Source organism: Litchfieldella rifensis, from assembly GCF_042646605.1.
Taxonomy (GTDB): domain Bacteria; phylum Pseudomonadota; class Gammaproteobacteria; order Pseudomonadales; family Halomonadaceae; genus Litchfieldella; species Litchfieldella rifensis.
Genome location: NZ_JBHRUG010000017.1, coordinates 391,341 through 415,799, shown reverse-complemented (window position 1 = coordinate 415,799; position 24,459 = coordinate 391,341). Strand labels below are relative to the sequence as shown.

The window sequence follows — 24,459 nt, the reverse complement described above, 5'->3', positions numbered from 1 at the left end:
GTTCGCGATGCTATTGGCATAGTGATACCCGAGTCCGCCGAGTTGCTCGTCGGCCCCAGGATAAGCTATGGATGAACTCTCTATCGAGGGGACATAGCTATAGTTCGCGGCCGAGTATCACGCGACAGATATCGATGAAGTTGCGCGCTTCGGGCGGCTGCTGACCAAGGTCCAGCGACAAGGCACGGCCCACGTCGGAGGCCGAAATCACCCCACGAATGCGTTGCTGTTGGTGCTGGTCGTGGTCAGTCACCAACAAGTGCTGATCGCCAAATGCCTTGAGGGCCTCGACCAGATCACCGACGGTCAGAGAAGACAGGTGCGACAACGACAGCGTGTGCAGGTCTTGGCAGGGAGTCTTTATCATGCCAACGGAGACCTCATGACGAGGAATGTCGAAGCGTTGCATGGCCTGGGTGATGCGACGACCTCCGAAAAGCTCTCGGGCGCTGATGATGCCTGTGCAAAGCCCTGACGTATCGACGACCAGCAACAGCCTCACCCCGAGGCAGTGCATGACTTCCCGTGCTACGGAGGCGAGTGCCTTCTCCGTTACGGTCTGTGCGCGGACCGTCGTGAAATCGGTCAACAGGGTACGAGCGGGGCTGTCGATGCCAAGTGGAGGGACCCCCGTTGGAATGCTGATAGGAAGGCTCTGGTGCTGAGCGTCAAGCAATGGCGTCTTTTGGGCCATGATGGGCATGGTGTACCTCGTAAACCTGAATCCGGTCGGAAGCCTGCCGCCGGAAGAGTGGATGTGTCCCACCTATGCCATGCCTACCTTAAGGGAACCTTAAGGGGCTCATCCGGCCCACGGTCGATGCTGCGACTGTTTGCCCACGAGATCGCAGCCAACAAGAATAAGCCGTCACCGTGTTATCCAAGAGATACGATTGAATCGAGACATGGTTTTCACCATATGCCGTTGCCGAGCCATTGCCGCATGAGCCTTCTTTATTGTTCATCTCTCCTGGTATCCAGCAAAGAGTGAACCGCCCTCTCAATCGGAGTTCATCCACCATCGCTCATCCACATCGGCCGGCCGAACCGATCGATGGTGGACATGGCACAGGGACTCAGGCTTGCTGGGGTGACAATACCTGACGAAACAGGGACTGGCCTTCGCTATCCATCAACGTGACGGTCAACTCCTCGCTTTCGCCGTCCAGGTCCACTTGACCGAAGAACTGATAACCCGCCGACGGCGGTAGGTTCGCCTGCCCTTCCGGCGGCGCTTTCTGATAGGCCACCGCCGGCCCGAAAGTCATATCCAAAGCACCGGGGCCGAAGGTACCGGCATGCAGCGGGCCGCTGACAAACTCCCAGAACGGCTCGAAATCCTGGAAGATAGCGCGCTCCGGCGAGTAATGGTGCGCCGCCGTGTAGTGCACATCCGCCGTGAGCCACACCACGTTGCGAATACCCTCGTCACGCATGGCCTTGAGCAGCCGGGCGATCTGCATCTCGCGTCCAGCGGGCTTGCCATCGTCGGCATTGGCAATCGCTTCGAAGTTTTCCTCGTCACTGACTACCAGTCCGACGGGCATATCGGCGGCAATGATCTTCCATGTCGCCTGAGAGTTGCGCAGGCCGCTCAGCAGCCAGTCGAATTGCTGCTGTCCCAGAAACTCGCTGTCCGGCGATGCCGTGGCCTGACGATTGGCCGTGTTGGGCCCCCGATGACTGCGCATGTCGAGCATGAACACCTCAAGGCCAGGGCCATAGGGGAAGCGGCGATAGATGCGATTCGGGGCCTCGGGACGCTGGCGAATGGGCATATACTCGAGGAAAGCACGCCGGGCTCGCGCCGCCAGCAGCGAAACCTGCGTTTCACTGTAGCGCTCGTCCTCGAGCCGCTTGCCGGGATACCAGTTGTTGGTGGTCTCGTGATCGTCCCACTGTGCCAGCATCGGCACCTCGGCATTGAAGCGCCGCAGGTTGTCATCCAGCAGGTTGTAGGCATACTGGCCGCGGAACTCATCGAGGGTTTCGGCCACCTTGAGTTTGGCGGGAGTCAGCCGGTTGCGCCACACCTCGCCATCGGGCAGCTCCACCGTCTCCTGCAATGGGCCATCGGCATACACGCTGTCACCGGAATGGATAAAGAAATCCGGCCGCTGGCGACGCATGGTGTCGTAGATGTGCATGCCGCCCCGCGACTCATCGATCCCCCAGCCCTGCCCCACCGTATCCCCGGACCAAACGAAGCGGACATCGCGGCGGCTCGCGGACGGCAGGCGCAATCGCCCACTCACCGACTCGCTCTCGGCACGATGATCATCCAGCGTGACGAAGCGCACTCGATAGTGCACCTCGTCCATGTCCCCCAGGCCGGTCAGATCCAGCTTGGCCGTGAAATCCGTTATCGGCAGTGCCTCCGGACCGCGTAACAGGCGCGCGCCACGAAATGCCGGGTTATCGGCAAGTTCGATCAGCATCCGTGCGGGCCGATCGGTGCGGCTCCACAACATGGCCCGATCGCTCAGCGGATCGCCACTCATCACACCGCCCACGACAATCGGCCGACGCGCTTCGGCCAGCACCACTGCCGGCGCCCCTACCAGCATCCCCGCAGCGGCGCCACTTTTGATCCCCAACTCGAGAAAACCACGACGCGTCAGTTTCATGATGCCCCTCCCCCTTTCCATGGATGGATGAGGCGTCATGATGAATGGCACAAGTGACAGAGCCTTGGCAGTCTGGTGACCGACGCAAGACAACGCCTCTTTACTGCTTCCTGAAGTGAGAGGGTCCGCTGCCCCACTTGATCAACCTTGGCAGGCCACGGCGATCTGCGCGATATGGCGGTGGTCCGTTCCACAGCATCCGCCGAGCACGTTGATCCACGGATAGCGCCGCCGCAGTGTCGAATACTGGCCGGCCAACTCCACGGGATCGCCATCATCGAGCTCCTCGGCCTCGTCGAGCTCAGCATGGCTGCAGCGGGAGGCGTTGGCGCGGAGTCCACGCAGTCGGCGAGTCCATTCGGCAGCACGTGGCAGGACATGAGCGAACCGTCGGATACCAGCAGGTCAAAGAGTGTAACTGGCGCTTTTTGCTACCCTGAACCCAATCAACCACAGGAGAAGAGGCCTAATCCCCATGTCACGGACTCCTTCCAACATGATCGAACTGGGCAGCCCCATGCCGGCTTTTCGCCTTCCCGACCCGCTTGGGGCGGAGGTGGACAGCGACCAGTTCCATGACAAGCCTTTGCTGGTGGTCTTCATCTGCAACCACTGCCCCTTCGTGAAGCACATCGCCAATGCCTTCGCCGACTTCGCCCGCGAATACATGGACCGGGGTATGGCGGTGGTCGCTATCAACAGCAACGATTTCCAGGCTCATCCGGACGACCGGCCCGAGCGCATGATCGAAGAGGCCCGTATGCGCGGCTACCCCTTCCCCTATCTGGTGGACGAGACCCAGGAAGTGGCGCGTACCTTCCAGGCGGCCTGCACGCCGGACTTCTTCCTCTATGACCGTGACCACCGATTGGCCTACCGGGGCCAGTTCGACGACAGCCGTCCGAGCAAGGACACACCGGTGACCGGCAGGGATCTGCGTGCCGCGGCTGATGCCGTGCTGGCCGGCGAGGCACCGGATACCAACCAGATGCCGTCCATGGGCTGCAACATCAAATGGAAATAGTGTAACGCGCACTCCAAAGCAGTAGTCGCGCCTCTGTCCCGCAGCGGATGACTTGCCTGTGCCGCCATCATAGGCTCGCTTCTTGGGGCCAGAGATGGGAATCGCGCTAGCAGATACTTCTTGAGAATAGGAGTCATTTCTCATAGAGTTCTGCGCATTCCTTTCTCAACCGCGAGACCGCCATGAATCTCCGGAAGTTTGCAGCGCGTGCTGCCCTCGTCTTTTTCGCCGCCTTGTCCCCGACCCTCCACGCGCAGGCAGAGACCGTCACGGTGACCGATATCGCCGGCCGCCAGGTCGAAGTGAACGTGCCGGTGCAGAGAGTCATTCTCGGCGAAGGACGGCAGATCTATCTCGTCGCCGCGCTCGACACGGACGATCCCTTTAGACGCGTGGTCGGCTGGCGCGAGGATTTCAGTCAGGCCGATCCCGACAACTATGCCATCTATCTCGAGCAGTTTCCGCAGATGGCGGCGATCCCGACATTCGGCGGCTTCAAGGATGGCACCTTCGACGTGGAGCAGGCGGTTGCCCTCGATCCCGACGTGGTGATCATGAACATCGAGTCGAAGCAGGCGACGGAAGACGCCAGGTATATCGAGAAGCTCGCTGCCGCCGGCATCCCCGTGGTCTATGTCGACTTTCGGGAGCATCCCTTCATCAATACCGAGCCAAGCATGCGCCTTTTCGGTCGGCTGTTCGGCGAGGAAGAGCGGGCCGAGGCATTCAGCGCCTGGCGCGCCGCCGAAATCAGGCGTGTCACCGATGTCATCGCAGAGGCAGATCCCGAGCGTCCGGCCGTCTTTATCGATCGCGCCGGCGGCTATTCGGACGATTGCTGCATGAGTTTCGGCGACGGCAATTTCGGCAAGTTCGTCGAAATGGCCGGCGGGCAGAACATTGCCAAGGATATCATTCCCGGCACTTTCGGTACGCTCAACCCCGAACAGATCATCGCCTCCAACCCGGACCATATCATCGTCACCGGCGGCTATTGGGAGGCCTATGTACCTGGCGGCAACTGGGTCGGTGTCGGTCCTGATCGGGACGAGGCGGAAGCGCTGCGCAAGCTCGATGCATTGACCGAACGACCGGCGCTGATCGGCGTGAAGGCCGTCGAGACGGACCAGATGCATGCCATCTGGCACCAGTTCTACAACAGCCCCTATCAGTTCGTCGCCATCCAGCAGATGGCGAAGTGGCTACACCCCGAGCTGTTCGCCGATCTCGATCCCGAGGCGACCTTCCGCGAACTGCACGAAAGGTACCTGCCGGTCACCTACCGGCCTGGCCATTGGGTCTCGCTTTCCGATGAGTGAGCCCACGACTAGCGCCCAACCCACCCCGGACGAGGAACGCGGCCGCTACCGTGCCCTCGTCTGGCGGCGGCAACTGATCCTCATCGGGCTCGGCCTGGCGCTCCTCTTCAGCCTTTGCGTCGATCTCGCACTCGGTCCCGCCCGTTACAGCCTCGGCGAGGTGGTGCAGGCGCTGTTTGCTCCCGGCAGCGTGACACAGCAGGTGCGCGTCGTGGTGTGGGAGATCCGCATGCCGGTGGCGCTGATGGCCGTGGTGGTCGGTGCGGCGCTCAGTGTCGCGGGGGCGCAGATGCAGACCATTCTCAACAACCCGCTGGCAAGCCCCTTCACGCTGGGGATCTCGGCCGCCGCGAGCTTCGGCGCGGCCCTTGCGCTGGCCTTTGGCGTGGTCCTCATCCCTGCGGCCATCGACTATGTGGTGCCGCTCAACGCCTTTGTCATGGCCATGCTGGCGGCCTTCCTGATCCATCTCCTGAGCGTCAAGCGCGGCGTGACGGTCGAGACCATCGTGCTGCTCGGCATCGCACTGGTTTTCACGTTCAACGCGCTGCTGGCGCTCGTCCAGTACCTGTCTTCCGCACAGGCCCTGGCCGCCGTCGTCTTCTGGACCATGGGAAGCCTCACCAAGGCGACCTGGCCGAAGCTCGCCATCACCACGCTCGCTCTCTTCGTCACGCTGCCCGTCTTCGCACGGCGCGCCTGGGCGCTGACGGCGCTCAGGCTGGGTGAGAGCAAGGCGGCGAGCTTCGGCGTCAAGGTCACGCGGCTGCGCCTGGAGACGATGATGATGGTGAGCCTGCTGGCCGCCATCCCGGTGGCCTTCGTGGGCACGATCGGCTTCATCGGGCTGGTGGGGCCCCACATCGCGCGCATGGTGATCGGTGAGGATCAGCGCTTTTTCCTGCCCGCGTCCGCACTGGCCGGGGCGCTCATCCTCTCCGCCAGTTCCGTGGTCAGCAAGTCCCTCGTCTCGGGAACCATCTTTCCGATTGGCGTCGTGACGTCGCTCATCGGCATTCCCTTCTTCGTCTCCCTCATTCTCTCCAATGCGAGGCGCTCATGGTAAGCATCCGGCTCGACGATCTCGGCGCGCGTTATGGCAGAAAGCCCCTGGTCCAGGACGTGACGACACCGGCCTTTGCGGGCGGCGAGGTGGTGGCGGTGATCGGCCCCAACGCGGCCGGCAAGTCGACGCTCTTCAAGCGCATCGCGGGGCTCCTGCGAGGACCAGGGCAGGTGCATGTCGAGGGCGCGAGGCGGGGACGGGACGCCGTCTGCTATATGCCGCAGGACACCTCTGCCAACGCCGTGCTCACCGTCTACGAATCGATCCTGCTCGCCCGCAAGCAGGGGTCGTCCTGGTCCGTCGGCGACGACGATCTGGGGCGCATCGACGAGACCCTGGAGGCGCTCGGCATCGCGGACATCGCCTTCAAGAATATCGGCGAGCTTTCCGGCGGCCAGCGGCAGCTCGCAAGCCTGGCGCAGATGCTCGTGCGGGACCCGGACGTGCTGCTGATGGACGAGCCGACCTCGGCGCTCGACCTCTCGCGGCAGGTGGAAGTGCTCACCTACATGCGGAGTCTCGCCCGCGCGCGCGGCATGGTGGTCCTGATCGCCTTGCATGACCTCAATCACGCGCTACGCTTTTCCGACCACACCATGGTCATTGCGAACGGCGAGCTGATCGCTTGTGGCCCTTCGCACGACGTTATTACCCCCGCCCTCCTGCACGAGGTCTATCACGTCGAGGCGCGCATCGAGCCGTGCTCGCGCGGGATCGGGCAAGTCATCGTCGACGACGTGGCGGCGAAGGGCAAGACGTTCGGCATCGGCTACCGCCCTCCCCAGACGTCGATGAAGGTGCCGGCGGAGTAGGAAGCGTCCTGATTTCATCCTATCCGATAAGCTCCAGCACTCGTCGCTGACGGGCATCCAATCGAGCCGGGCCAGTCACCCCACCTGCGGTGGCGCTTCCACACTGGCCAGTAGCCGGTCGGCCAGCGCCAGGGCCGCCGTTTTCTCGAGAAACGGCAGCGTCAGCTTGCCGTTGGCCAGGAACAGATGCAGGGTCGCCAGGCCTCGCCTGCGCTGCAGCCAGCTCTGCTGGATGCTGACCGAGATGACGTTGTGGAGGGGAAAGATGCTGGTACGCTGCCCCCAAAGTCCCTGTCGAACCCGCATGTGAAAGCCTTCCCTAACCCAGCCCAGCGCCTTCCAGCGCAGGTGAGCCACGGCTCCTGCCATGCCAATCAGGAATAACGCCAGCAGTCCCCAGCCCCAGACCGGCAGGGAAGGTCGAGCCTCGCCGGCCAGCCAGGCCAGTCCCACCAGCCCGGTGATCATGGCCAGCAACAGCCGGAGAAAGAGCACGCGGCGATAGATCACGGTCACCCGTGCCAAGGGGCTGTCCATCGATACTCCTGGCCACAGGAGGCGGGTCAACTCCTGCCCCTGCGCCCCGGTCAAGCCAGGCACCAGGAACCGTCGCCCCTCTTCGGCGCCACTACCCGCTGGCGTGCCGAACTGGTGACACACCAGATAGCCACGTCCGAGGACGCGTCCGAGACCGGTCTGCACCCACTCCACGACCTGCAACCTGCGCAACGACAGCGCCTGCTCCTGACGTTGAAGCAGGCCGCTGACCTGCACCTGGCGTTCCCCGTCATCGCGCAGCACGTAACCATGAAAACGCCACCAGGCCGCAATCACCGCCAGAGCCGCCAGTATCACCACCAGCGTCACCACTCCCAGGCTCAAGACCACGCCTGGAGAATCCAGCAGCCATCGCCAGGCGCCGGCACGCGGCAGGTATTCCTGTACCCAATGCTCCAGCGGCTGCACCAACGGGGAGAGCATTGCCGCGATCAGGTAGATGGACCGACTGGTCAGGCCGTGCAGCGTCAGAGCCCAGGGGGTAATGGCGAAACGAATCCGCTCGTCCCTTTCGGCCTGCTGGAGTCCCCCGGTGGCGCCCGCGACCGGCGGCGTCGAACCGCCCAGTCGTTGGCTGAGCGCATCCGCAAGATCACGCCGAATGCCCGGCAATTCGATCCGTGAGGCCTCACCGGCCAGCGTCTCCACCTGCCATTGCACGACACCGAAGGGGCGCATATAGACCGGCTGATGCACGGCGATATGCTGAACATGATGTGCCGCCACCTTGAATTCACGATGTTCGAACAACCCTTTCTGGATCACCAGCACCTCGTCGTCGAGGCGAAAGCGAAAACGCCGGTAATACAACAGGCTGAGCAGTACCGCGGCCAACAGCAGCAGCGCACCACCCAACAGCACCTCGTAGAACCCGATACGCTCGATGAAGGCCAGACCGGCACCCGCACCGAGCACCACGGGCAAATGCTGTCTGACCTGCGTGATGACGCTCGTGATCAGCAACAGACCGACCGCCCAGGGGGAGAGGCGCTGCCAGTGCTCGAGCGGTGGTGAGGAACGCGGCTGCCTCATGACGAACTCATTCGGGCTCTGATGGCGGCGAAGCCGGCGGCGCAGGGTCGTCGTGATTCCGACCGTCCAGTCGCGACAGCAGGTACCGCTTGACCGCCTCTGCCCGCTGGGCCGACAAGCCCTCAATCAACAGGTCGGCGCCTCGCCCACCGGCGGTGAAACAGGCCAGCCTCACCAACCCGAAGGCGCGTTCGATGGGGGAACTCAAGGTCTCGACATGCTGCAGGCGCACCAGCGGCACTACCTGGGTGCGGTGTATCAGCAGGCCGCGCCGGTAGATGATGTCGTGCTTCCGTACCCCGTAGGCGCGCCGCCTTGCCTCCCGCCAGTCAAGGGCGACCATCGCCACGCCCAGCACACCGACACTGGCGGCAATCGACGGTTGCCACGCCGTGAGCACCGTATTTGTCACCGGCAACCACAGCACCACCGCGGTCATCAGCAGCCAGCGCCACAGTTGCTGCAACGCTGCGCAAGGCGCCAGACGAGACGATACCGGTGTCAGGGGAGCCTGCTCTACGGCAGGCAGCGCATCGGGGTCGATCGGCAGATTCGAGAACATCAACGTCCTCCTCATCCATCGCGGGCATGACCCGCTTTCCTGGCGAGACGTCATTGCCGGGCCATGTCCTCGACGGTCCTTGCCAGCGCCGCGGTCAGCCGTGCCATGGTGTCATAGTCCAGCGTCTCGTAGGTGTCGTGGGGACCATGGTAGTTGGGGTTTCGGAAGTTGGCGGTATCGGTGAGCATCATGGCCGGATATCCCATCCGCCAGAATGCCCAATGGTCCGAGCGCCGGATATCGCCGATCAGTTCCGGCGCGGCCAGCCCTTCCGAGGGAAGGGCGGCATATTCACGAAAGGTTCCGATGGCCTGCCGTACCAGTTGCCGTGACGCCGTATTGCCCACGAAGGCAACGAAGTTCCCCGTATGCGGGTAGAAGTAGCCGAGCAAGGGGGGATGACGCTGACTGTCGGGTGCGTCGGTATAGTAGCCCAGCATCTCCAGGGAGATCATGCCCACGATGTTGTCGCCGTTCGCGCGGGCCTGACGTGCATAGCTCAGGCTGCCCATGGCCTCGCTGCCAAAGAAGGGAGCTTCCTCGTTCGCGAAGGCGACCAGGCGGATGGTCCGGTTGAAGTTCGCCACCCGCAGCAGCCGTGACAGCTCGAGCAAAACGGCCACCCCAGAGGCGTTGTCGTCGGCGCCGGGGGTGCCGCGGATCGTGTCGTAGTGGGCACCGATCACCAGCGATTCGTTGTCCGGGCTAGTTCCCGGCAGCCTTACCTCGATACTCTCGAACACCTCGCTCTGGATCGAAACGGCATGCTTGACTGGTGCGTGACCGGCATTCCGGAATGTCTGCTCGATATAGGTGGCCGCGTCACGCAGGTTCCCGGGTCGCCAGTAGTGGCGCTCGCCGATCCGCTGGGCCAATTCCCGGACGTGTGCCCGAAGGCGGTCGCGCAAAGCCGTTTGTGCGGCGCCCAGGGGCGGCGGCGTTCCGCGGTAGGACTCGCCAGGCATGTGGAACATGATCCGATAGATCCCCCCAAACGCCGCCAGAACGAGAAGCAGGACCAGAGCCAAGACAATGAGGTATCGCCGCATTCCAACTGCCCTCCCCAGCGGCGACCGTTGGCCGATACACGACGGTGGGGTCGCCACGGCCCTAGCCAGCCTCACTTCACCCCAGTGCCAGGTCGATAGCCCACTGATACGGCTGCTGGACTACGTCTTTTCATCTACCGTAACGTACACTACGTTCGGCTACGGCGATATCACCCCCAAGCCATTCGCTTGCACTACGGCAGCGAGGCACTGACAGGGATCGTCTCCAGATAAACTCCCAAACTCAAGCACATCAGGAAAGCTCCCTTTGATCGAAGTTGTTTCGCTCTCGTTCGCCTTCGTTTTCGGTGTGTTGGTTCGCCAGCTCGGGCAGCCTCCCTTGGTCGGCTTCCTGGCGGCGGGATTTGCTCTCAATGCCTTCGGTCCTTCCGTTGGCTTGCCTGAAGAGGCCGGCCCCGTACTGAAGCATGTGGCCCACCTCGGCGTCCTGCTGCTGCTGTTTACCGTCGGGCTGAAGCTCAAACTGCGCAACCTGGTTTCGCCGGTAGTGCTCGGGGGCGCGTTGCTGCATTTCCTGTTCACCGTTGGCGTGTTTTCCCTGGGCCTGTATTTCTTCCTGCAGTTGGATCGCCAAACCGCTATCATGCTTGCCATCGCGCTGGCTTTCTCCAGCACCGTGTTGGCCGCCAAGGTGCTGGAATCGAAGCGTGAACTCCGGGCCTTTCACGGGCGCGTGGCCATCGGCATCCTGATCATCCAGGACTTGGTTGCCTTGGTCGTACTGAGCCTTGCCGGGGGACATACCCCCTCTTACTGGGCATTGCTGGTGCTCGGGCTACCCTTGCTGAAGCCAGCCTTGTACTGGCTGATGGACGTTGCGGGACACGAGGAGTTGCTGGTGCTGATGGGCGTGGTACTGGCCGTCGCCCTGGGCGGTATGGGCTTCGAGATGGTGGGACTCAGCCCTGAGGTCGGTGCGCTGATCATGGGGATTCTCCTGTCCGACCATCACCGGGCGCAGGAGCTATCCAAGTCGCTCTGGGGGCTGAAGGAGATCCTGCTGATCGGCTTCTTTCTGCAGATCGGCATGGCCGGCCTCCCCGATACGGAGGCGTTGATCTTCGCCCTGATAATGGCGGTGGTTCTGCCGCTCAAGGGACTGCTTTTCTTCTTCCTGCTGATCCTCTTCCGCTTACGGGCGCGCAATGCCTTCCTGGGAGCGCTAAGCCTGACCTGCTACAGCGAATTCGGCCTCATCGTGGCTGCCGGCGTACTGGAGGAATGGCTCGTGCCCCTGGCGATTACCGTCGCCGTCTCGTTCGTGGTCGCCGCCCCATTGAACCGTTTCGCCCACCCCTTGTTCGATCGTTTCGAGACCTTTCTTGTCCGGCTCGAGAAACGCAGTGCTCACCCGGACGAACAGCCGGCATCGCTGGATCACGCCGAATTGCTGGTCATGGGCATGGGGCGTACAGGAACGGCCGCGTTCAACTTCCTGGCCGAGCGGCACATCAAGGTGATCGGCCTGGATGCCGACCCCTCCAAGGTGACGAGGCACAAGGCGGCAGGCCGCCATGTGGTGTATGCGGATGGCGAGGATATCGGTTTCTGGCACGGAGTGAACCTATCCCGGATCAAGGCCGTGATCCTCGCCATGCCCGATATCGAAGGGAAGCTGATCGCGGCTCGTCAGCTCAGAAAGGTCGGGTTTACGGGGCCCATCGTCGCCCAGACCATGTTCGACGATGAGTCGGAAAAGCTTCTCGCGGCGGGAGTGGATGAAACCTACCTGACCATGACCGGGGCCGGGATCGGTTTGGCCGAGAAGACCTGGGAAGCCTTTCAGTCCAAAGACAAGCAGAGGAGCGTCAGCCTGTGACAGACATTGGCTCCCTTCCTCGTGTCCATGCCGACATACTTCCTGGAGGGTCGATCTCGGCATTCCCGATATCGGCTTATCCCGGTCGCCCGACCGTACCCTGAGCGGCAAGGAGCACAAGATCCCCAGGGCGATCGATATCGGTGTGAATCCCCGGATCGTCGACTTCGATTTCCCGGCAGCGGGCCGCGTGGTGACGGATCACCGCCCGCCCGCCTTCATCACCGTGCAGTTCTGCCAGTTCTAGCCAGAAGTCGCGACCGAAAAACACCGGGTGGCCGGGCCGACCAGCGTGACAGGGGCGTAGGATCCATGATGCTCCGGCTTTGCGTTGCAAGGTCTGCAGCGTTGCCGTTTGGATAGTCGGCATATCACCGAGCAACACCGCCGCCGCCTCAACGTCGGCCAATCGAGCATCGCGCCCCAGCACGGCGAAAGCGTCCGCGAGGCTTGCCCCCAGCCCCTCGTCGGCGCGCGGGGCGCGAATCACTCGAGTGTCTTCCGACAGCCCTAAATCCTGGGGGGCGTCGTCTTCGCGCACCACCACTCGCGCCTGGGAAAAGACTTCGGCAACGCGCCCCACGGTGGCAGCCAGCAGTGTCCGGCCATCAGGCAGGGTCGCCAGACGCTTGTCGGCACCCCCGAAGCGCCGAGAGCGCCCAGCGGCCATGACCAGGGCGATCACGTGATTAGCGTGCATCGTGCGGCTCGTTGATCGTCAAGGTAGCCATCCCGTTTCTCCTCGTTGTGACTTGTCAGTCCGCGTCACTGCAGCGCGGCTGATCATCGTCAGGAAGCCACCAAGGTAGCAAGTGACATTCAGATGGGGCCCACTTCATTCTTCCGAGAGCAATTCGACGCTTTCGAGCACCAGCTTGCGCCCTTCGCTCGGCGAAAAGCGGAAACGGCCGACCACACGCACGGCGCTACCCAGATAAGGCTCGATCATGTCGTGAGGGAAGATCTCCACGCGGTGCAGATCCTCGTCCTCGATCCAGTAATGCAACGGATCCTCGAAATGGCGCACCACGCCCTGCGTGGCCACCAAATCACCGTCGTAGGCGGCCGGGCTCGCGGCCAGCACCGGCAGGGGCACCTGCGAGACGCTATCGCTGCCGCCGCAGGCCGACAGCACCAGCAGGCAGACGCCGATGGCCAGGCCTCTGGGCCAGGTTGGGAACATGATGTGTCTCCGTTTTCTTGGGCAGGGATTCGGCCTGGGCCTGGCAGCATGACAATGGTTCCGAGCACACGCAACTGAACTCGATACCATTGTCGCACTGGCCTCGGCGATGCTGTTGCATCGGGCGGCCATGGAGACCATTGGCCGTTTCAGGGATCCCGATTGATCGACGTCGACGTTTCCCAATGCCGGTTGCCCTGCCTTCTTGCAGCGGCGCTTCCTACTGGTCAATGGCCAGGCGTGGTAAGCTCAGACGCCCCATCAACAGGCAATCACGCCATTCTTCGGGAGAGCGATATGGCAAGGGCAACCGCACGCCACATTCTGGTGGACAGCGAAGCAAAATGTCAGGAATTGAAAGCCGAGATCGAGGGCGGTCGCGACTTCGCCGAGGTGGCCAAGGAGCATTCCAATTGCCCCTCCGGTCGCCAGGGTGGTGACTTGGGATCTTTCGGTCCAGGGCAAATGGTGCGCGAATTCGACGAGGTGGTGTTCAGTGGTGAGCTGAACAAGGTGCATGGCCCGGTGAAGACCCAGTTCGGCTATCACCTGCTGGAGATCACCAGCCGTAGCTGACGGACAGCACAAGGTGCCGTCATGGAAGGCCGTGAGTGGAAAGCCACCACGGTCTTCGTCATTCTTGCCTTGCCGATCGCGACACCACACTGCAGAGCGAAAAGGCCCTGCGACAAGCGTTATCCACCTCTTGAAACCCTTTGGTTTGTCCCTATTTCAATCTTTGCTGGACAGCAGTCTTCTCGGTTGCACAGCCAGCAACTCCGACTCCATTGCATAAGAGTGGCCGGCGCCTATGCTGCCGGCCCGCTGCCTCGACTTCGTCGAGGGCAGGTGTGGCGTATGCCTGTATGACAAGCTGGAGGAAAAAGAATATGCAAAAGTTACTGGTTTCCATTGTCATCGCAACTTACAACCGTGCTCGCTTGCTGGGACAAGCCATCCAGTCGATCGTCGACCAGACCTATCGCCCCTTGGAGACGGTCGTGGTGGACGACGGCTCCACCGACGAGACACGAAACATGGTATTGGCGTTCGAGCGGTGCTGGAGCCACCGGGACGGGCTATTCTTGCACTACCTGGCGCAGGACAATGGCGGCCCGGCAACGGCTCGTAACCGTGGCATACAAGCCAGCCGAGGTGAATACCTACTGTTCCTGGACGATGACGACCTTATGGCCGGGGATGCCGTGGATCATCTGGTGACCGCTTTACGCGGCCGGAGCGGTGCGGCCATCAGCTATGGTAGCTACGCCAATGCCAGCGAGGAAGGAGTGCCGGACCAAGCGATACAACAGCCCAAACCGATCCGTTCGCAGCAAGAGCTGCTCGACAACATGATTCGCGGCACCTGGTTCGTTCCCATCCATGGCCACCTTTTCACCCGCCAGGCCGTGGAACGCATTGGAGAGTGGAATCCGCTGCTGCCATCTCAGGAAGACGACGAATTCATCCTCCGCGCCATGCTGCAAGATGCCAGCTTCGTCCCCGCCCCGCAGGCACGAGTCTTTTACCGGCAGCATGTCGGCATTCGTCGCAGCCACCCAGGGATAGCGGGCAGTTGGGACGAGCGCGGTCAGACCCAACGCCTGCAGGCCGATCTCGCCATTCGCGAACTGGCCTTCAGGGAGCTGGGACAGCGCGGCCAATTGGCACAGTTCCAGGACGCCTTTGCCGGCTGGTACCGGCGTCTCCTGGCACGCTATCGCCCTCTCCTGGACAAGGTGGACCTATCGGGCAACGACCTGATCCAGTGGGTATGCAAAAGCGCCCATACCGCCACGGACCGTGGCAACGAGCCGGCCCAGTCGGTAAAGCCACATCGCCTCGGATCACTCCTTCCCTGGACGCCCGATGGGCCTGCTCCTACCGGCACCTAGGGTAGCCACCTCCTCCCGGTCCAGGCGCCGGTAGTTGACCCCAAGCCGATCCAGATGGGGCAGGTAGGCGGAGATGCGTTCCAGGTAATCCTCATAAGACGGCTGACCTCCGGCGTGCCAGGCGACTTCGGCAAACGCTGTCAACCGGGGGAATAGCATGTAGTCCATGCGCTCGCGGCTCGACACGAGTTCTGACCACAGCGCCGCCTGCATTCCCAGGAATCGCTCCCTCGTGGACGATCCCGACTCCACTCCCGCCCACGGGTCGTAGCGGTGCACTTGGGCCAAGGAGACCTCGCCTGCCCAATTCAGACCGGGCTCGTGAAAATCGTCACTCTGGGCCAGATCAAAATACATGCACTCCCTGGGCTGCAGCACGAGCGTCACATTGCGGGGTAGCATAGCCGTCACCGCCTGATGGCTGGTCCAGGCGAAGGCTACCAGTTCGGGATCCAGGTCCGGGCCGTGCAGCACCTCCTCCCAACCCATCATGCGCTTGCCATTCGCCTGCAGATAACGCTGGACGTAACGCAGAAAATGCGAGGTCAATTCCTCGACTCGAGTGTAGCCTTCCCGCTGCATCAGTTCCCGGCAACGCGAGCTGCCCCGCCAGACTCCTTCTGGCACTTCATCGCCGCCCACGTGCACCCAGGGGCCGGGGAACAGCTCACACACCTCGTCCATGACCCGATCCACGAAGATATAGGTCCCTTCCAGAGCGGGGGACAGCACGTTGTCGGAATAGCGCTGGTCCGACAGGTAGACGGAACGGTCATCCGGATCCTGCAGCAGTTCCGGCAACGCCAGGATGGCGGCGCGGCTGTGGGCAGGCATGTCGATCTCGGGCACCACCTCGATGCCGAGCCGGGCGGCATGCTCCACCACCCTGCGTACATCGGCCTGGGTGTAGAATCCACCACTGCGTTCGGCTCCAGAGTAGTACTGCGGCTCTAGACGCTCGTCATGGCCACGCCAGGCGCCGATATCGGTAAGCGCAGGGAAGGCCCGGATTTCCAGTCGCCAGCCCTCGTCATCCGTCAGGTGCCAATGGAACACATTGAGCTTGAGACGGGCCATCAGGTCCAGCAGCCGCAATATGCGTGACACCGGATGAAAGTGCCTGGCACAGTCCAGCATCAGCCCTCGGTAGGCAAAGCGCGGGCCATCAGTAATGCGGACACAAGGCAGGCTCCAGGCTGCATCCCGGTCGTTCATCGGCCTGGCCGGCAGCAGTTGCAACAGAGTCGCAGCGGCATGCAGGAAGCCGGCAGCATCGGCGGCCGTCAGGCAAACGCTGTCTGGCTCTACCACCAGTTCGTAACTCGCGGGTTCCAGCCCCGCGGCATGCTGGAAACGGATATGTCCAGGTTCAACAAACGTGACCTCTCCCCGGCACTGGTCGACGATACCGTCACGCAACCACCGCGCGGCATGCGCCGCTTCCTGCGGCCCCGGGCCGATAGCGGTTTCTTCGCCTAGTGAGAAACGCCCAGGCAGCCACTCCACATAGCGGGGCCACGGAATCAACCCGGGCAGGTCCACCGTCTTCGCCTCAGCCCCGGTGTCCCTGGTTTCGGCTCCCGACCAGCATACCGTGACAGGCAGGCTATTCGGATGGTCAGACGCCACCACGTAAGCGGCCAATGGCAGCTTGGTCACGCGAACCACCGGCACTTCCAGCTCCAGCACACACTCCATATGGTCGGCTTCACCCAGGCGTTGGGTCATCGCCAGCAGGCAGTGGCTACCGGTCTGCCGCACCAACCGGGCGTTGCCGCTCACCACTTGGCGAACCCCACGCACCAGATTCAGGTGCAAGTGCCAGTCTCGCAATTCCCCAGCGTGATGATTCTCCAGACGCAGGCGCAACTGCCTCACGGTCGATTCGGGTGTGCAGTGCAATATCAGCATGGCGCTGTTGGAACCTCTGAACGAATCTTCCCCCTTTCCAGGGTTTTCCTCTCCCCGGGACGCAAACTCATAGCGATCGATATCGAAGGAAAGACGGGCGGCTATTCCTCAATGCCGATCATGAGCCACAATCATGCTAATATAATGGTCAATTTCGTGATTATCAGCCCCCACCAATACCGCCACCGTGACCCGCTCCGAGCCACACTCGCCGGCAAGGGGGCGTTGGGTTATCGATGACCGCCCACGACCTATCCGCAACGCCGAATGCCATTGAACCGCTGTATCTGGGAGTGGATGGCGGCGGCACCCACTGCCGTGCTCGCCTCTACGACAGCCTGGATCGCCCCTTGGGTGAAGGACAATCAGGCAGTGCCAGCGTTCGACACGGCATGAAACCCGTCTGGGAGCACATCCTCCAGGCCGCTCAAGAGGCTCTCGGAGCGGCTGGGTTGACTGCGATCGCGCTGTCCCGCATCCATGCCGGGCTGGGGCTGGCCGGTGCGGTGAATGCCGAGGAACGGCGCAAGGTACTGGCATTTCCTCACCCATTCGCTTCGGTGCAGGTGGCCAGCGATGCCCACACCGCCGTCCTCGGTGCCTTCGGCGGCAACGATGGTGGCATCTTGATCATCGGCACCGGCTCCTGCGGCATGGCGCTGGTCCACGGCCGTTTCCGCAGCCTCGGGGGCTGGGGGTTCCCGATTTCCGACCACGCCAGTGGCGCCTGGCTGGGCCTACTCGCCCTGCGCGCGGCGTTGCTGAGTCACGAGAACCTGCGCCCCCCGTCAGTACTGACCAAACGTCTCCTACAAGCCTTCGACAACGACATCATGTCAATGGTGCGGTGGCAATACTCGGCGCAGCCGTGTGATTACGCCAGTTTCGCGCCGGAAGTCTTCACCGCAGCCGAGGAAGGGGATGCCCTGGCAGGAGAGCTACTCGACCAGGCGGTCGACGATGCCACCATGCTGGCCGAGGGGGTACTGAACCTGGGGGTGGAACGCCTGTGTCTGCTGGGCAGCGTCGGCCAGGCGCTGGCCCCCTTGCTGGGGAACGAGATACGGCGACGGCTGGCATCGCCTTGCGGCGATGCGCTGGACGGGGCCCGCCTGCTGGCACGCTCCCCAGATTTCGAACCCTAAAGGCTGCCGCACTCGCGGGCTTCAAGGCATACGCAGAGTCGAAACGATGAAGCGGGTGAACCTAGACTGAAGAAGACGGCTTCAGTCGGAGAGTTCGCATGACGATCATCGCCTATACCGCCAGGACCATTCGCACCATGAACCCCGCGCAGCCCATCGGACAGTGCGTGGCGGTACGCGAGGGCCGCGTGCTGGGCGTGGGACCGTTGGAGGAAATCGAGCGTCACGGCGAGGTGCGCGTCGACGACCGCTATGCCGACAAGGTGCTGGTGCCCGGCTTCGTGGAAGGCCATAGCCATGCGCTGGAAGGCTCGATCTGGGATCACCTCTATCTCGGCTACTTCGACAAGCGGGATCCCGACGGCAAGCCCTGGCAAGGCGTCAGGAGTCCCGAGGCGGTGCAACGTCGACTCGCCGAGCATATTCACGATGGCTCCTCGAACGAGCCGCTGATCGCCTGGGGCTTCGACCCGGTGTACTTCGACGGCGAACGGATCGACAAGCGTCACCTCGATGCGGTCAGCGACCAGCGCCCGATCGTCATCATGCATGCCAGCCTGCATGTCATGACCGTCAATAGCGCGGTCATCCGTCTGGTCGGACTGAACGACATGGATCTCGAAGGCATCATGCGCGGCACGAACGGCCAGCCCAATGGCGAGCTGCAGGAATTGCCCGCCATGCATCTGGTGTTCGATGCACTGGGGTTCGATATCTTCGACGGCGCCTCCAGCACGCGCGCGCTCGTGCGTTACGCCCGAGCCGCCAGGCGCGAAGGCATCACCACCATCACCGACCTGCTCAACCCCATGCACGAGGCCGCCATCGAGGCCATGCACACCGCCACGGCTCAAGCGGATTTTCCGGTGCGCCTGGTGCCCGCACTCAATGCCCTCGCCTGGGAGCCACATACCGGCAGCGAGATCGTGCGCGAGGCCAGGCGGCACAACCACGAGCGCCTGCACTTCGGCCTGGTCAAACTGGTCACCGACGGCGCCATCCAGAATTTCACCGCACGCCTGCAGTGGCCGGGATATCTCACCGGTCCCGTGAACGGTGTCTGGAACGCTCCGCCACAGACCTTCCACGACATGGTTCAGCATTACCATCAGGCCGGGTTGCACCTGCATGTGCACACCAATGGCGACGAGGCCATCGCCGTCATCCTCGATGCCCTCGACGAAGCCCTGGCGATGTGGCCCCGGCCGGATCACCGCCACACCCTGCAACACGTGCAGTTGATCCGTCAGGATCAATTGAAGCGCGTGGCACGACTCGGCGCCTGCCTGAATATCTTCGCCAACCACATCTATTACTGGGGCGACATTCATCTCACCAAGACGCTGGGCTTCGATCGCTGCCAGCGCCTGGAGCCCACGGCCAGCGCCGACCGCCTGGGCATTCCCTTCGGCATCCACTGCGATGCACCGGTCACACCACTGTCGCCGCTGTTCACCGCCTGGTGTGCCACCACGCGGCAAACCGCCGGCGGCAGCGTGCTAGGCGAGACCGAAAAGATCAGCCGAGCTCGGGCACTGGAGGCCATCACCCTGGGCGCGGCTTACACGCTACGACTGGACGATCGTGTCGGCAGCCTGGAACCGGGCAAGTGGGCGGATATCACGGTGCTCGACGAAGATCCGCTGGACAGCGACACGCCGCTCAAGGACATCCGCGTGCACGACACCGTGCTCTCCGGGCGCCCGACCGGCGAGGAATGACGCAATGGCACAGGCGATCCCCACGACCCTGCTTTGCGGGTTTCTCGGCAGCGGCAAGACCACTCGCATCAATTCTCTGATCCGCAGCGGTGCCTTGGAGAATGCCTTGTTCCTGGTCAATGACTTCGGGCGGATCAATATCGACGCCGCCCTGATCGAGTCACGGGAAGACAACATCCTGCGGCTCGACAACGGCTGCGCCTGTTGCGGCATCTCGGGGAATCTCTCCGCCCAGTTGCGTGACATCAAGCGCTGGTCGCGGCGTCCCACCCACCTCGTCTTCGAAGCCAGCGGCATCGCCAGGCCTCGCCCACTGCAACAACTGTTTGCTGCCGCGCAGGGCTACCGGCTCGACGAGAGCGAAACGCTGGTCGATGCCAGCGCCTTCGAACGCCACCACCGCGATGCCGCCATCAGCGACCTCGTCATCGCACAGATCCAGGAGGTTTCCCGCTTGCGCATCAACCGGGTGAACTGGCTCACCGACGAGCAGCGCGAGCATCTCCTGCAGCGCATCGCCGCCATCAATCCCGCAGCAAGCTGGGTGCTCGAGGAAGCCGAAGGGCCACCCCCGACCGAGCCAGCCACGGTCGGGGGCAGCAGCGGTGCGCTGGTCACGGAAAGCCTGCCGCTGCCCCACCCCATCGATGTCGAGGCGCTCAATGCCCTGCTCGCCGCTGCCGCCCCCAGTCTGGTGCGTGCCAAAGGCCTGGTGCGGGCCAACGATCGATCGGGTACGCGCTACGTCGTGCAGTTTGCCGGCGGACGTACGACACGTGTCGCCACCTCCGCCGGCCGGACCCAGGCACTCGTGGTGATCGGTCACCAGAGCCACGAGCTCCGCTCGCTGCTGGCAGCGCTGCGTGAACTTTGAGCCTCCCGGCTCAGGCAGTTCGGTACTCCTCGGCCAGGGCGTGGGGCACAGGGCGCGTCAGCAGACTGACCGCGACGAACACCACGATGTTGCACAGCAAGCCGATGAAGCCGGCATTCATCTCCAGCGGCGTCGTGTCGGCGATGATCTGGTAGTAGTAATTGACGAGGATACCCACCACCAGACCCGCGATGGCGCCGCTCCGGGTCGCGCGGCGCCAGACCAGGGCACCGTACACGGCGGGCACGAACTGGGTGATCGAGCCGTAAGCCCCCACCAGTAGCGCGATGATCCCCGCCGCGCCGAAGATCGATAGCCAATACGCGGCGGCACCGATGACGAGAACCCCGAGACGCATGATCCAGATCTGCGTGCGCTCGGACATATCCGGCTTCAGCGGGAGTATCACGTCACGCCCCAGCGATACCGAGCCCCCGTGGGTGATGGCATCGGAGGACGACATGGCCGCCGCCAGCGACCCGGCCCCGATCAAGCCGTAGAGCCAGCCGCTGGCGCCCAGCTCATAGGTGATCAGGTAAGGGAGGATCTGGTCCTCGCTGTCCAGTTGCTCCATCGACACCACGCCGATGGCGGAAAAGCCGATGAACAGCACCGGTACCATGAAGATTCCGAACAGCGGAAACGCCAGCGTCGTAAGCTTGATGCGCTTTTCCGTGGTGGTATAGGACTTGGTGAAGAGATGCGGCCACATCATGAAACCCAGTGCCGACACCAGGATCACCGTGGAGTACGCCATGGCCGACATCGTCGAGCCTTCCTTGCCGATGGTCAGAAAGCCGGGCTGGGTCTCGTTGATCGACGTGAACATCTCGGTGGGTCCGCCCTGCAGGGTGTAAACGAGGTAGTAGCCCACCGTCCAGGCCACGATCAGCATCAACGCCCCCTGGAAGACATCGCTCCAGGCGGCTCCGCGGACCCCCGAGGTGGCGACATAGGCGATCACGATGCCATAGGCCAGCAGCGCCCCCAGCCAGTAGGGAATGACCCCATCGGTCAGGATATTGAAAACGAACGCCATGCCCTTGATCTGCAGGGTCAGGTACTGGATGAAGGCGAGCACCGAGATCACGCCGACGATCACGGTCAAGGCCCTGGACTGATAGCGGTCGCCGAGGAAATCGCCCATGGTGAAGAAGTTCTTGCGCGCCCCGATGCGCCCCACCTTCGGTCCCAGCAAGTACCAAGGCAGGATGCCCAAGGCGACATAGGCCGGCACGAAGAAGGCCGCCGCGCCCTGGGCGAACGCCATTCCCGGGCCGCCCAGAAAAGAAAAGGCACTGAATATCGTGCCCCCCATCATGAACCAGATCACGATAAGCCCCAGGCCGCGATCGGCCACCGCATATTCCGATACCGACCAGAACGAGCGATTGCGGCTGGCCAGCAGGCCCAGCACGAAGGCCAGCACCAGGTACGCCAGCATCGCGGCCAGGGCGAAGATCCAATTGCTCATGACCGATCCCCCTTGCCGTACTCATAGCGATAGAAGACGCACAGCACGACGAAGGCGATCGCTTCCATGAGCACGATCCAGAACAGACCGAAGGGCAACCCCAGCACGAGCGGAAAGACACGATTGGCGAGGGAGTACACCGGGAAGATCATGCTTAGGAAGAGGATAACGAGAAAGGTGATATAGGCTTTGGTGATCTTGTTCTTGGACATTGTGCTTCTCCCCTCTATTCAGAGGATGAAAACGATCGGCACTTTTACCAATATTTCTTACACGGATGTCTTTATTGCTTGGTATTCTGTTTAGCCAGCGATTCCTGGGCCAGGCGGACGAGTAGTTCCACGCCATAGGGTATGACGCGGTCGTTGAAGTCATACTCGGGATTATGCAGTCCGTGCGGATGGTCATCGTCGCCGGAACCGACGTGGATATAGGCGCCCGGGCACGCGGCCAACATATAGGAAAAATCCTCGCCTCCCATGCTGGGCTTGTAATGCCTTTCCAGTGCGTCCTCACCAAAACACGCCTTGATGACCTTGCTTGCGGATTCGGTTGCCCCCGCCTCGTTGAAGGTGACGCCGAACTTGTCTTCGATAAGCAGCTCGATGGTCGCCCCGTGATAATGCTCAAGGCTCTCGCAGAGTCGTTTCAGTCCCGAGGCAACACGCTGCCGGGTGTCTTCATCCAGCGCGCGAATCGTGCCGCTGAGGCGTGCGGTATGAGGAATGACCGCGAACCCGCTCAAGTCGCCACTCTGCATGGCGCAGATACTCAGCACTGCCGGACTCAGCGGGTCCACTTCTCGCGACACGATGGTATGCGCCTTATGAATAAGTTCCGCGGCGATACGAATCGGATCGATGCAACCGTGCGGGTTCAAGCCGCCATGACCGCCCTTGCCGTGAATCGTGATATCGACCCGGTCCCCGCTGGCCATGATCGGGCCAGCCACCAGCCCAAAGCGACCGACCGGCAGGCTCGGCCAGTTATGCAAGCCGTAGATCTCCTTGATGGAAAACCGCTCGAACAGGCCATCGTCGACCATCGCCTTGCCGCCACCGACACCCTCTTCGGCGGGCTGAAAGACAAAATAGACCGTGCCGGCAAAATCTCGATGGTTTCTGAAGTACTCGACGGCTCCCAGCAGCATGGTGGTATGGCCGTCATGCCCACAGGCATGCATGCAGCCGCTGTGTTGCGAGGCATAACTGACACCGCTCTTTTCTTCGAGAGGCAAGGCATCCATATCGGCACGCAGGCCGACACTCGCCCTCCGCGCCTCTTGTGAGCCGACGATCCAGGCCACGATACCGGTTCTGCCAATACCGAAAACATGTTCGACACCCAAGGCATCCAGATAGTCGCGTACCTTGCGCGACGTCTCATGTTCCTCGAAGCCAAGTTCCGGATGCTGGTGAATATCTCTCCTGAAATTGATCAACTTATCGAGATCTTGTACCGACATGGTCGTACACGGCCCATATAACCGACTTGGCTTATCAAGCTAAGTAAGGGTCATGATACCGTCAAGTGGTATTGGGACTTGCGACACGGTATCTGCCGGCCTCGCGGTGACTACACCTCCACGACGAGATCCGGTACGAACAGCGGCGACTCGAACTCATCGGGATAGCCGGCGGGGTTGGCGATCACGCGCGTGCCCTCGATCCGGAGGTCGACCGGATCGTGGACGTGTCCATGGACCCACAGGTCCATGGGCCCCATCAGGTCGTCCAGTCGTGAAGCGAACGCCGGTGACAACGGATCACCCCGGTAACGCGACGGGATGCATTCACGCAGCGGCGCATGATGGCTGACCACTACCGTGGGGCCGTCGTGCGGCTTGGCCAATTCGTCGTCCAGCCAGGTGCGTGCCTCTCGGTGCAGGGTTTGGCAAGCCACGGGGGTGAAGACTTCCCCTTGCGGGTGTTCGATGAGATGGAAATCCTGCATCAGCCGACGAGCCAACTCGCAGGTGACGAGCGGGTCATGTCCTTCGTCGTCAGCGTAGAGGGCAAAGTCGGTCCATAGCGTGGTGCCGAGAAAACGCACGCCATCGATGATCACGGCATCGTTGTCGAGGAAGTGAATGCCCAGCCGCTCGGCCTCCCCGCGCATCCGCGCTCGCAGCTCCGTCAGGCGGGTGCGGTAGAATTCGTGATTGCCGGCCACCAGGATCACCGGCGTGTCCTGGAAACGCTTGGCGGCCCATGCCAGCCCTTCGGCCTGACGATGAATATCGCCGGCCAGCACCACGACATCGGCCGGCACTTCCGGCAATTCGGGCTCGGCATCGTAGTGTTCCAGATGCAGGTCCGAGAGTATTCGTAATCGCATGCCGCCTCCTCGAATGGGCAACCCCAGGCG

The 24,459-nt window shown here is 62.5% G+C and carries 24 protein-coding genes; 11 read left to right on the top strand and 13 right to left on the bottom strand.

Annotated features, from left to right (window positions below; genetic code table 11):
• Positions 1 to 97: 97 nt before the first annotated feature.
• The 3 genes from ACFOEV_RS09025 to ACFOEV_RS09015 form a co-directional block, all read right to left on the bottom strand.
• A complete protein-coding gene (locus ACFOEV_RS09025) occupies positions 98 to 703 on the bottom strand; it encodes a hypothetical protein (RefSeq protein ID WP_386773031.1) in 606 nt (201 codons plus the stop codon).
• Between the two features lie 373 nt (positions 704 to 1,076).
• Positions 1,077 to 2,627 (bottom strand): alkaline phosphatase D family protein, encoded by a 1,551-nt coding sequence (locus tag ACFOEV_RS09020; RefSeq protein ID WP_386773029.1) that lies wholly within the window; start codon positions 2,625 to 2,627, stop codon positions 1,077 to 1,079.
• A 141-nt stretch (positions 2,628 to 2,768) separates the two neighbouring features.
• The gene (locus ACFOEV_RS09015) at positions 2,769 to 2,972 is read right to left on the bottom strand and encodes a homocysteine S-methyltransferase family protein (protein WP_386773077.1); all 204 of its coding nucleotides are present in this window, start codon (positions 2,970 to 2,972) and stop codon (positions 2,769 to 2,771) included.
• 130 nt (positions 2,973 to 3,102) lie between these two features.
• Here ACFOEV_RS09015 and ACFOEV_RS09010 point away from each other — a divergent pair, with 130 nt between their 5' ends.
• The 4 genes from ACFOEV_RS09010 to ACFOEV_RS08995 all read left to right on the top strand — a co-directional run bounded on the left by ACFOEV_RS09010 (position 3,103) and on the right by ACFOEV_RS08995 (position 6,848).
• Entirely contained in the window at positions 3,103 to 3,651 is a 549-nt protein-coding gene (locus ACFOEV_RS09010) for a thioredoxin family protein (protein ID WP_386773027.1), read from the top strand.
• Between the two features lie 182 nt (positions 3,652 to 3,833).
• Positions 3,834 to 4,970: an ABC transporter substrate-binding protein gene (locus tag ACFOEV_RS09005; protein ID WP_386773025.1), complete on the top strand. Its 1,137-nt coding sequence runs from the start codon at positions 3,834 to 3,836 to the stop codon at positions 4,968 to 4,970.
• Positions 4,963 to 6,036, top strand: a complete 1,074-nt coding sequence (locus ACFOEV_RS09000; RefSeq protein ID WP_386773021.1) for a FecCD family ABC transporter permease — start codon at positions 4,963 to 4,965, stop codon at positions 6,034 to 6,036. Before ACFOEV_RS09005 ends, ACFOEV_RS09000 begins: the two co-directional genes overlap by 8 nt.
• A complete protein-coding gene (locus ACFOEV_RS08995; RefSeq protein WP_386773019.1) occupies positions 6,030 to 6,848 on the top strand; it encodes an ABC transporter ATP-binding protein in 819 nt (272 codons plus the stop codon). The genes ACFOEV_RS09000 and ACFOEV_RS08995 overlap by 7 nt, the downstream gene beginning before the upstream one ends.
• A 75-nt stretch (positions 6,849 to 6,923) precedes the next feature.
• On the opposite strand, the gene ACFOEV_RS08990 is transcribed toward ACFOEV_RS08995, so the two are convergent.
• From ACFOEV_RS08990 to ACFOEV_RS08980, 3 genes are read right to left on the bottom strand one after another with little or no spacing between them, the layout of a single operon-like run.
• Entirely contained in the window at positions 6,924 to 8,438 is a 1,515-nt protein-coding gene (locus tag ACFOEV_RS08990) for a PH domain-containing protein (protein WP_386773017.1), read from the bottom strand.
• Positions 8,439 to 8,445: 7 nt separating this feature from the next.
• Positions 8,446 to 9,000, bottom strand: coding sequence for a PH domain-containing protein (locus ACFOEV_RS08985; RefSeq protein WP_386773015.1), 555 nt, complete (start codon positions 8,998 to 9,000; stop codon positions 8,446 to 8,448).
• A 50-nt stretch (positions 9,001 to 9,050) separates the two neighbouring features.
• A complete protein-coding gene (locus tag ACFOEV_RS08980) occupies positions 9,051 to 9,974 on the bottom strand; it encodes a M20/M25/M40 family metallo-hydrolase (RefSeq protein WP_386773013.1) in 924 nt (307 codons plus the stop codon).
• Positions 9,975 to 10,032: 58 nt separating this feature from the next.
• Between ACFOEV_RS08980 and ACFOEV_RS08975 the strand changes: the two genes are divergently transcribed.
• Both ACFOEV_RS08975 and ACFOEV_RS08970 read left to right on the top strand, forming a co-directional pair.
• The gene (locus ACFOEV_RS08975; protein ID WP_386773011.1) at positions 10,033 to 10,263 is read left to right on the top strand and encodes an ion channel; all 231 of its coding nucleotides are present in this window, start codon (positions 10,033 to 10,035) and stop codon (positions 10,261 to 10,263) included.
• A 54-nt stretch (positions 10,264 to 10,317) separates the two neighbouring features.
• On the top strand, positions 10,318 to 11,889 hold the full coding sequence (locus tag ACFOEV_RS08970; RefSeq protein ID WP_386773009.1) for a cation:proton antiporter domain-containing protein: 1,572 nt from the start codon (positions 10,318 to 10,320) through the stop codon (positions 11,887 to 11,889).
• Positions 11,890 to 11,965: 76 nt separating this feature from the next.
• Here ACFOEV_RS08970 and ACFOEV_RS08965 read toward each other — a convergent pair whose 3' ends face one another.
• Entirely contained in the window at positions 11,966 to 12,589 is a 624-nt protein-coding gene (locus tag ACFOEV_RS08965) for a nucleotidyltransferase family protein (protein WP_386773007.1), read from the bottom strand.
• A gap of 135 nt (positions 12,590 to 12,724) precedes the next feature.
• Complete coding sequence (locus tag ACFOEV_RS08960; RefSeq protein ID WP_386773005.1) at positions 12,725 to 13,072, bottom strand: hypothetical protein; 348 nt, start codon at positions 13,070 to 13,072, stop codon at positions 12,725 to 12,727.
• 297 nt (positions 13,073 to 13,369) lie between these two features.
• Here ACFOEV_RS08960 and ACFOEV_RS08955 point away from each other — a divergent pair, with 297 nt between their 5' ends.
• Both ACFOEV_RS08955 and ACFOEV_RS08950 read left to right on the top strand, forming a co-directional pair.
• The gene (locus ACFOEV_RS08955) at positions 13,370 to 13,648 is read left to right on the top strand and encodes a peptidylprolyl isomerase (protein WP_386773003.1); all 279 of its coding nucleotides are present in this window, start codon (positions 13,370 to 13,372) and stop codon (positions 13,646 to 13,648) included.
• A gap of 314 nt (positions 13,649 to 13,962) precedes the next feature.
• Positions 13,963 to 14,967, top strand: coding sequence for a glycosyltransferase family 2 protein (locus ACFOEV_RS08950; RefSeq protein WP_386773001.1), 1,005 nt, complete (start codon positions 13,963 to 13,965; stop codon positions 14,965 to 14,967).
• Here ACFOEV_RS08950 and ACFOEV_RS08945 read toward each other — a convergent pair.
• Positions 14,920 to 16,845 (bottom strand): beta-N-acetylhexosaminidase, encoded by a 1,926-nt coding sequence (locus tag ACFOEV_RS08945; protein ID WP_386772999.1) that lies wholly within the window; start codon positions 16,843 to 16,845, stop codon positions 14,920 to 14,922. The genes ACFOEV_RS08950 and ACFOEV_RS08945 overlap by 48 nt on opposite strands.
• A gap of 269 nt (positions 16,846 to 17,114) precedes the next feature.
• On the opposite strand from ACFOEV_RS08945, the gene ACFOEV_RS08940 reads away from it, so the two are divergent.
• From ACFOEV_RS08940 to ACFOEV_RS08930, 3 genes are all read left to right on the top strand, one after another.
• The gene (locus tag ACFOEV_RS08940) at positions 17,115 to 18,023 is read left to right on the top strand and encodes a BadF/BadG/BcrA/BcrD ATPase family protein (protein WP_386772997.1); all 909 of its coding nucleotides are present in this window, start codon (positions 17,115 to 17,117) and stop codon (positions 18,021 to 18,023) included.
• 98 nt (positions 18,024 to 18,121) lie between these two features.
• Positions 18,122 to 19,744: an amidohydrolase gene (locus ACFOEV_RS08935; protein ID WP_386772995.1), complete on the top strand. Its 1,623-nt coding sequence runs from the start codon at positions 18,122 to 18,124 to the stop codon at positions 19,742 to 19,744.
• 4 nt (positions 19,745 to 19,748) lie between these two features.
• Positions 19,749 to 20,618, top strand: coding sequence for a CobW family GTP-binding protein (locus ACFOEV_RS08930; RefSeq protein ID WP_386772993.1), 870 nt, complete (start codon positions 19,749 to 19,751; stop codon positions 20,616 to 20,618).
• Positions 20,619 to 20,628: 10 nt separating this feature from the next.
• Here ACFOEV_RS08930 and ACFOEV_RS08925 read toward each other — a convergent pair whose 3' ends face one another.
• From ACFOEV_RS08925 to ACFOEV_RS08910, 4 genes are all read right to left on the bottom strand, one after another.
• The gene (locus ACFOEV_RS08925) at positions 20,629 to 22,092 is read right to left on the bottom strand and encodes a sodium:solute symporter family protein (protein ID WP_386772991.1); all 1,464 of its coding nucleotides are present in this window, start codon (positions 22,090 to 22,092) and stop codon (positions 20,629 to 20,631) included.
• Positions 22,089 to 22,304, bottom strand: coding sequence for a hypothetical protein (locus tag ACFOEV_RS08920; RefSeq protein ID WP_386772989.1), 216 nt, complete (start codon positions 22,302 to 22,304; stop codon positions 22,089 to 22,091). Before ACFOEV_RS08920 ends, ACFOEV_RS08925 begins: the two co-directional genes overlap by 4 nt.
• 71 nt (positions 22,305 to 22,375) lie before the next feature.
• On the bottom strand, positions 22,376 to 23,557 hold the full coding sequence (locus ACFOEV_RS08915; RefSeq protein WP_386772987.1) for an amidohydrolase: 1,182 nt from the start codon (positions 23,555 to 23,557) through the stop codon (positions 22,376 to 22,378).
• 110 nt (positions 23,558 to 23,667) lie between these two features.
• Positions 23,668 to 24,429: a metallophosphoesterase gene (locus tag ACFOEV_RS08910; protein WP_386772985.1), complete on the bottom strand. Its 762-nt coding sequence runs from the start codon at positions 24,427 to 24,429 to the stop codon at positions 23,668 to 23,670.
• Positions 24,430 to 24,459: the final 30 nt, after the last annotated feature.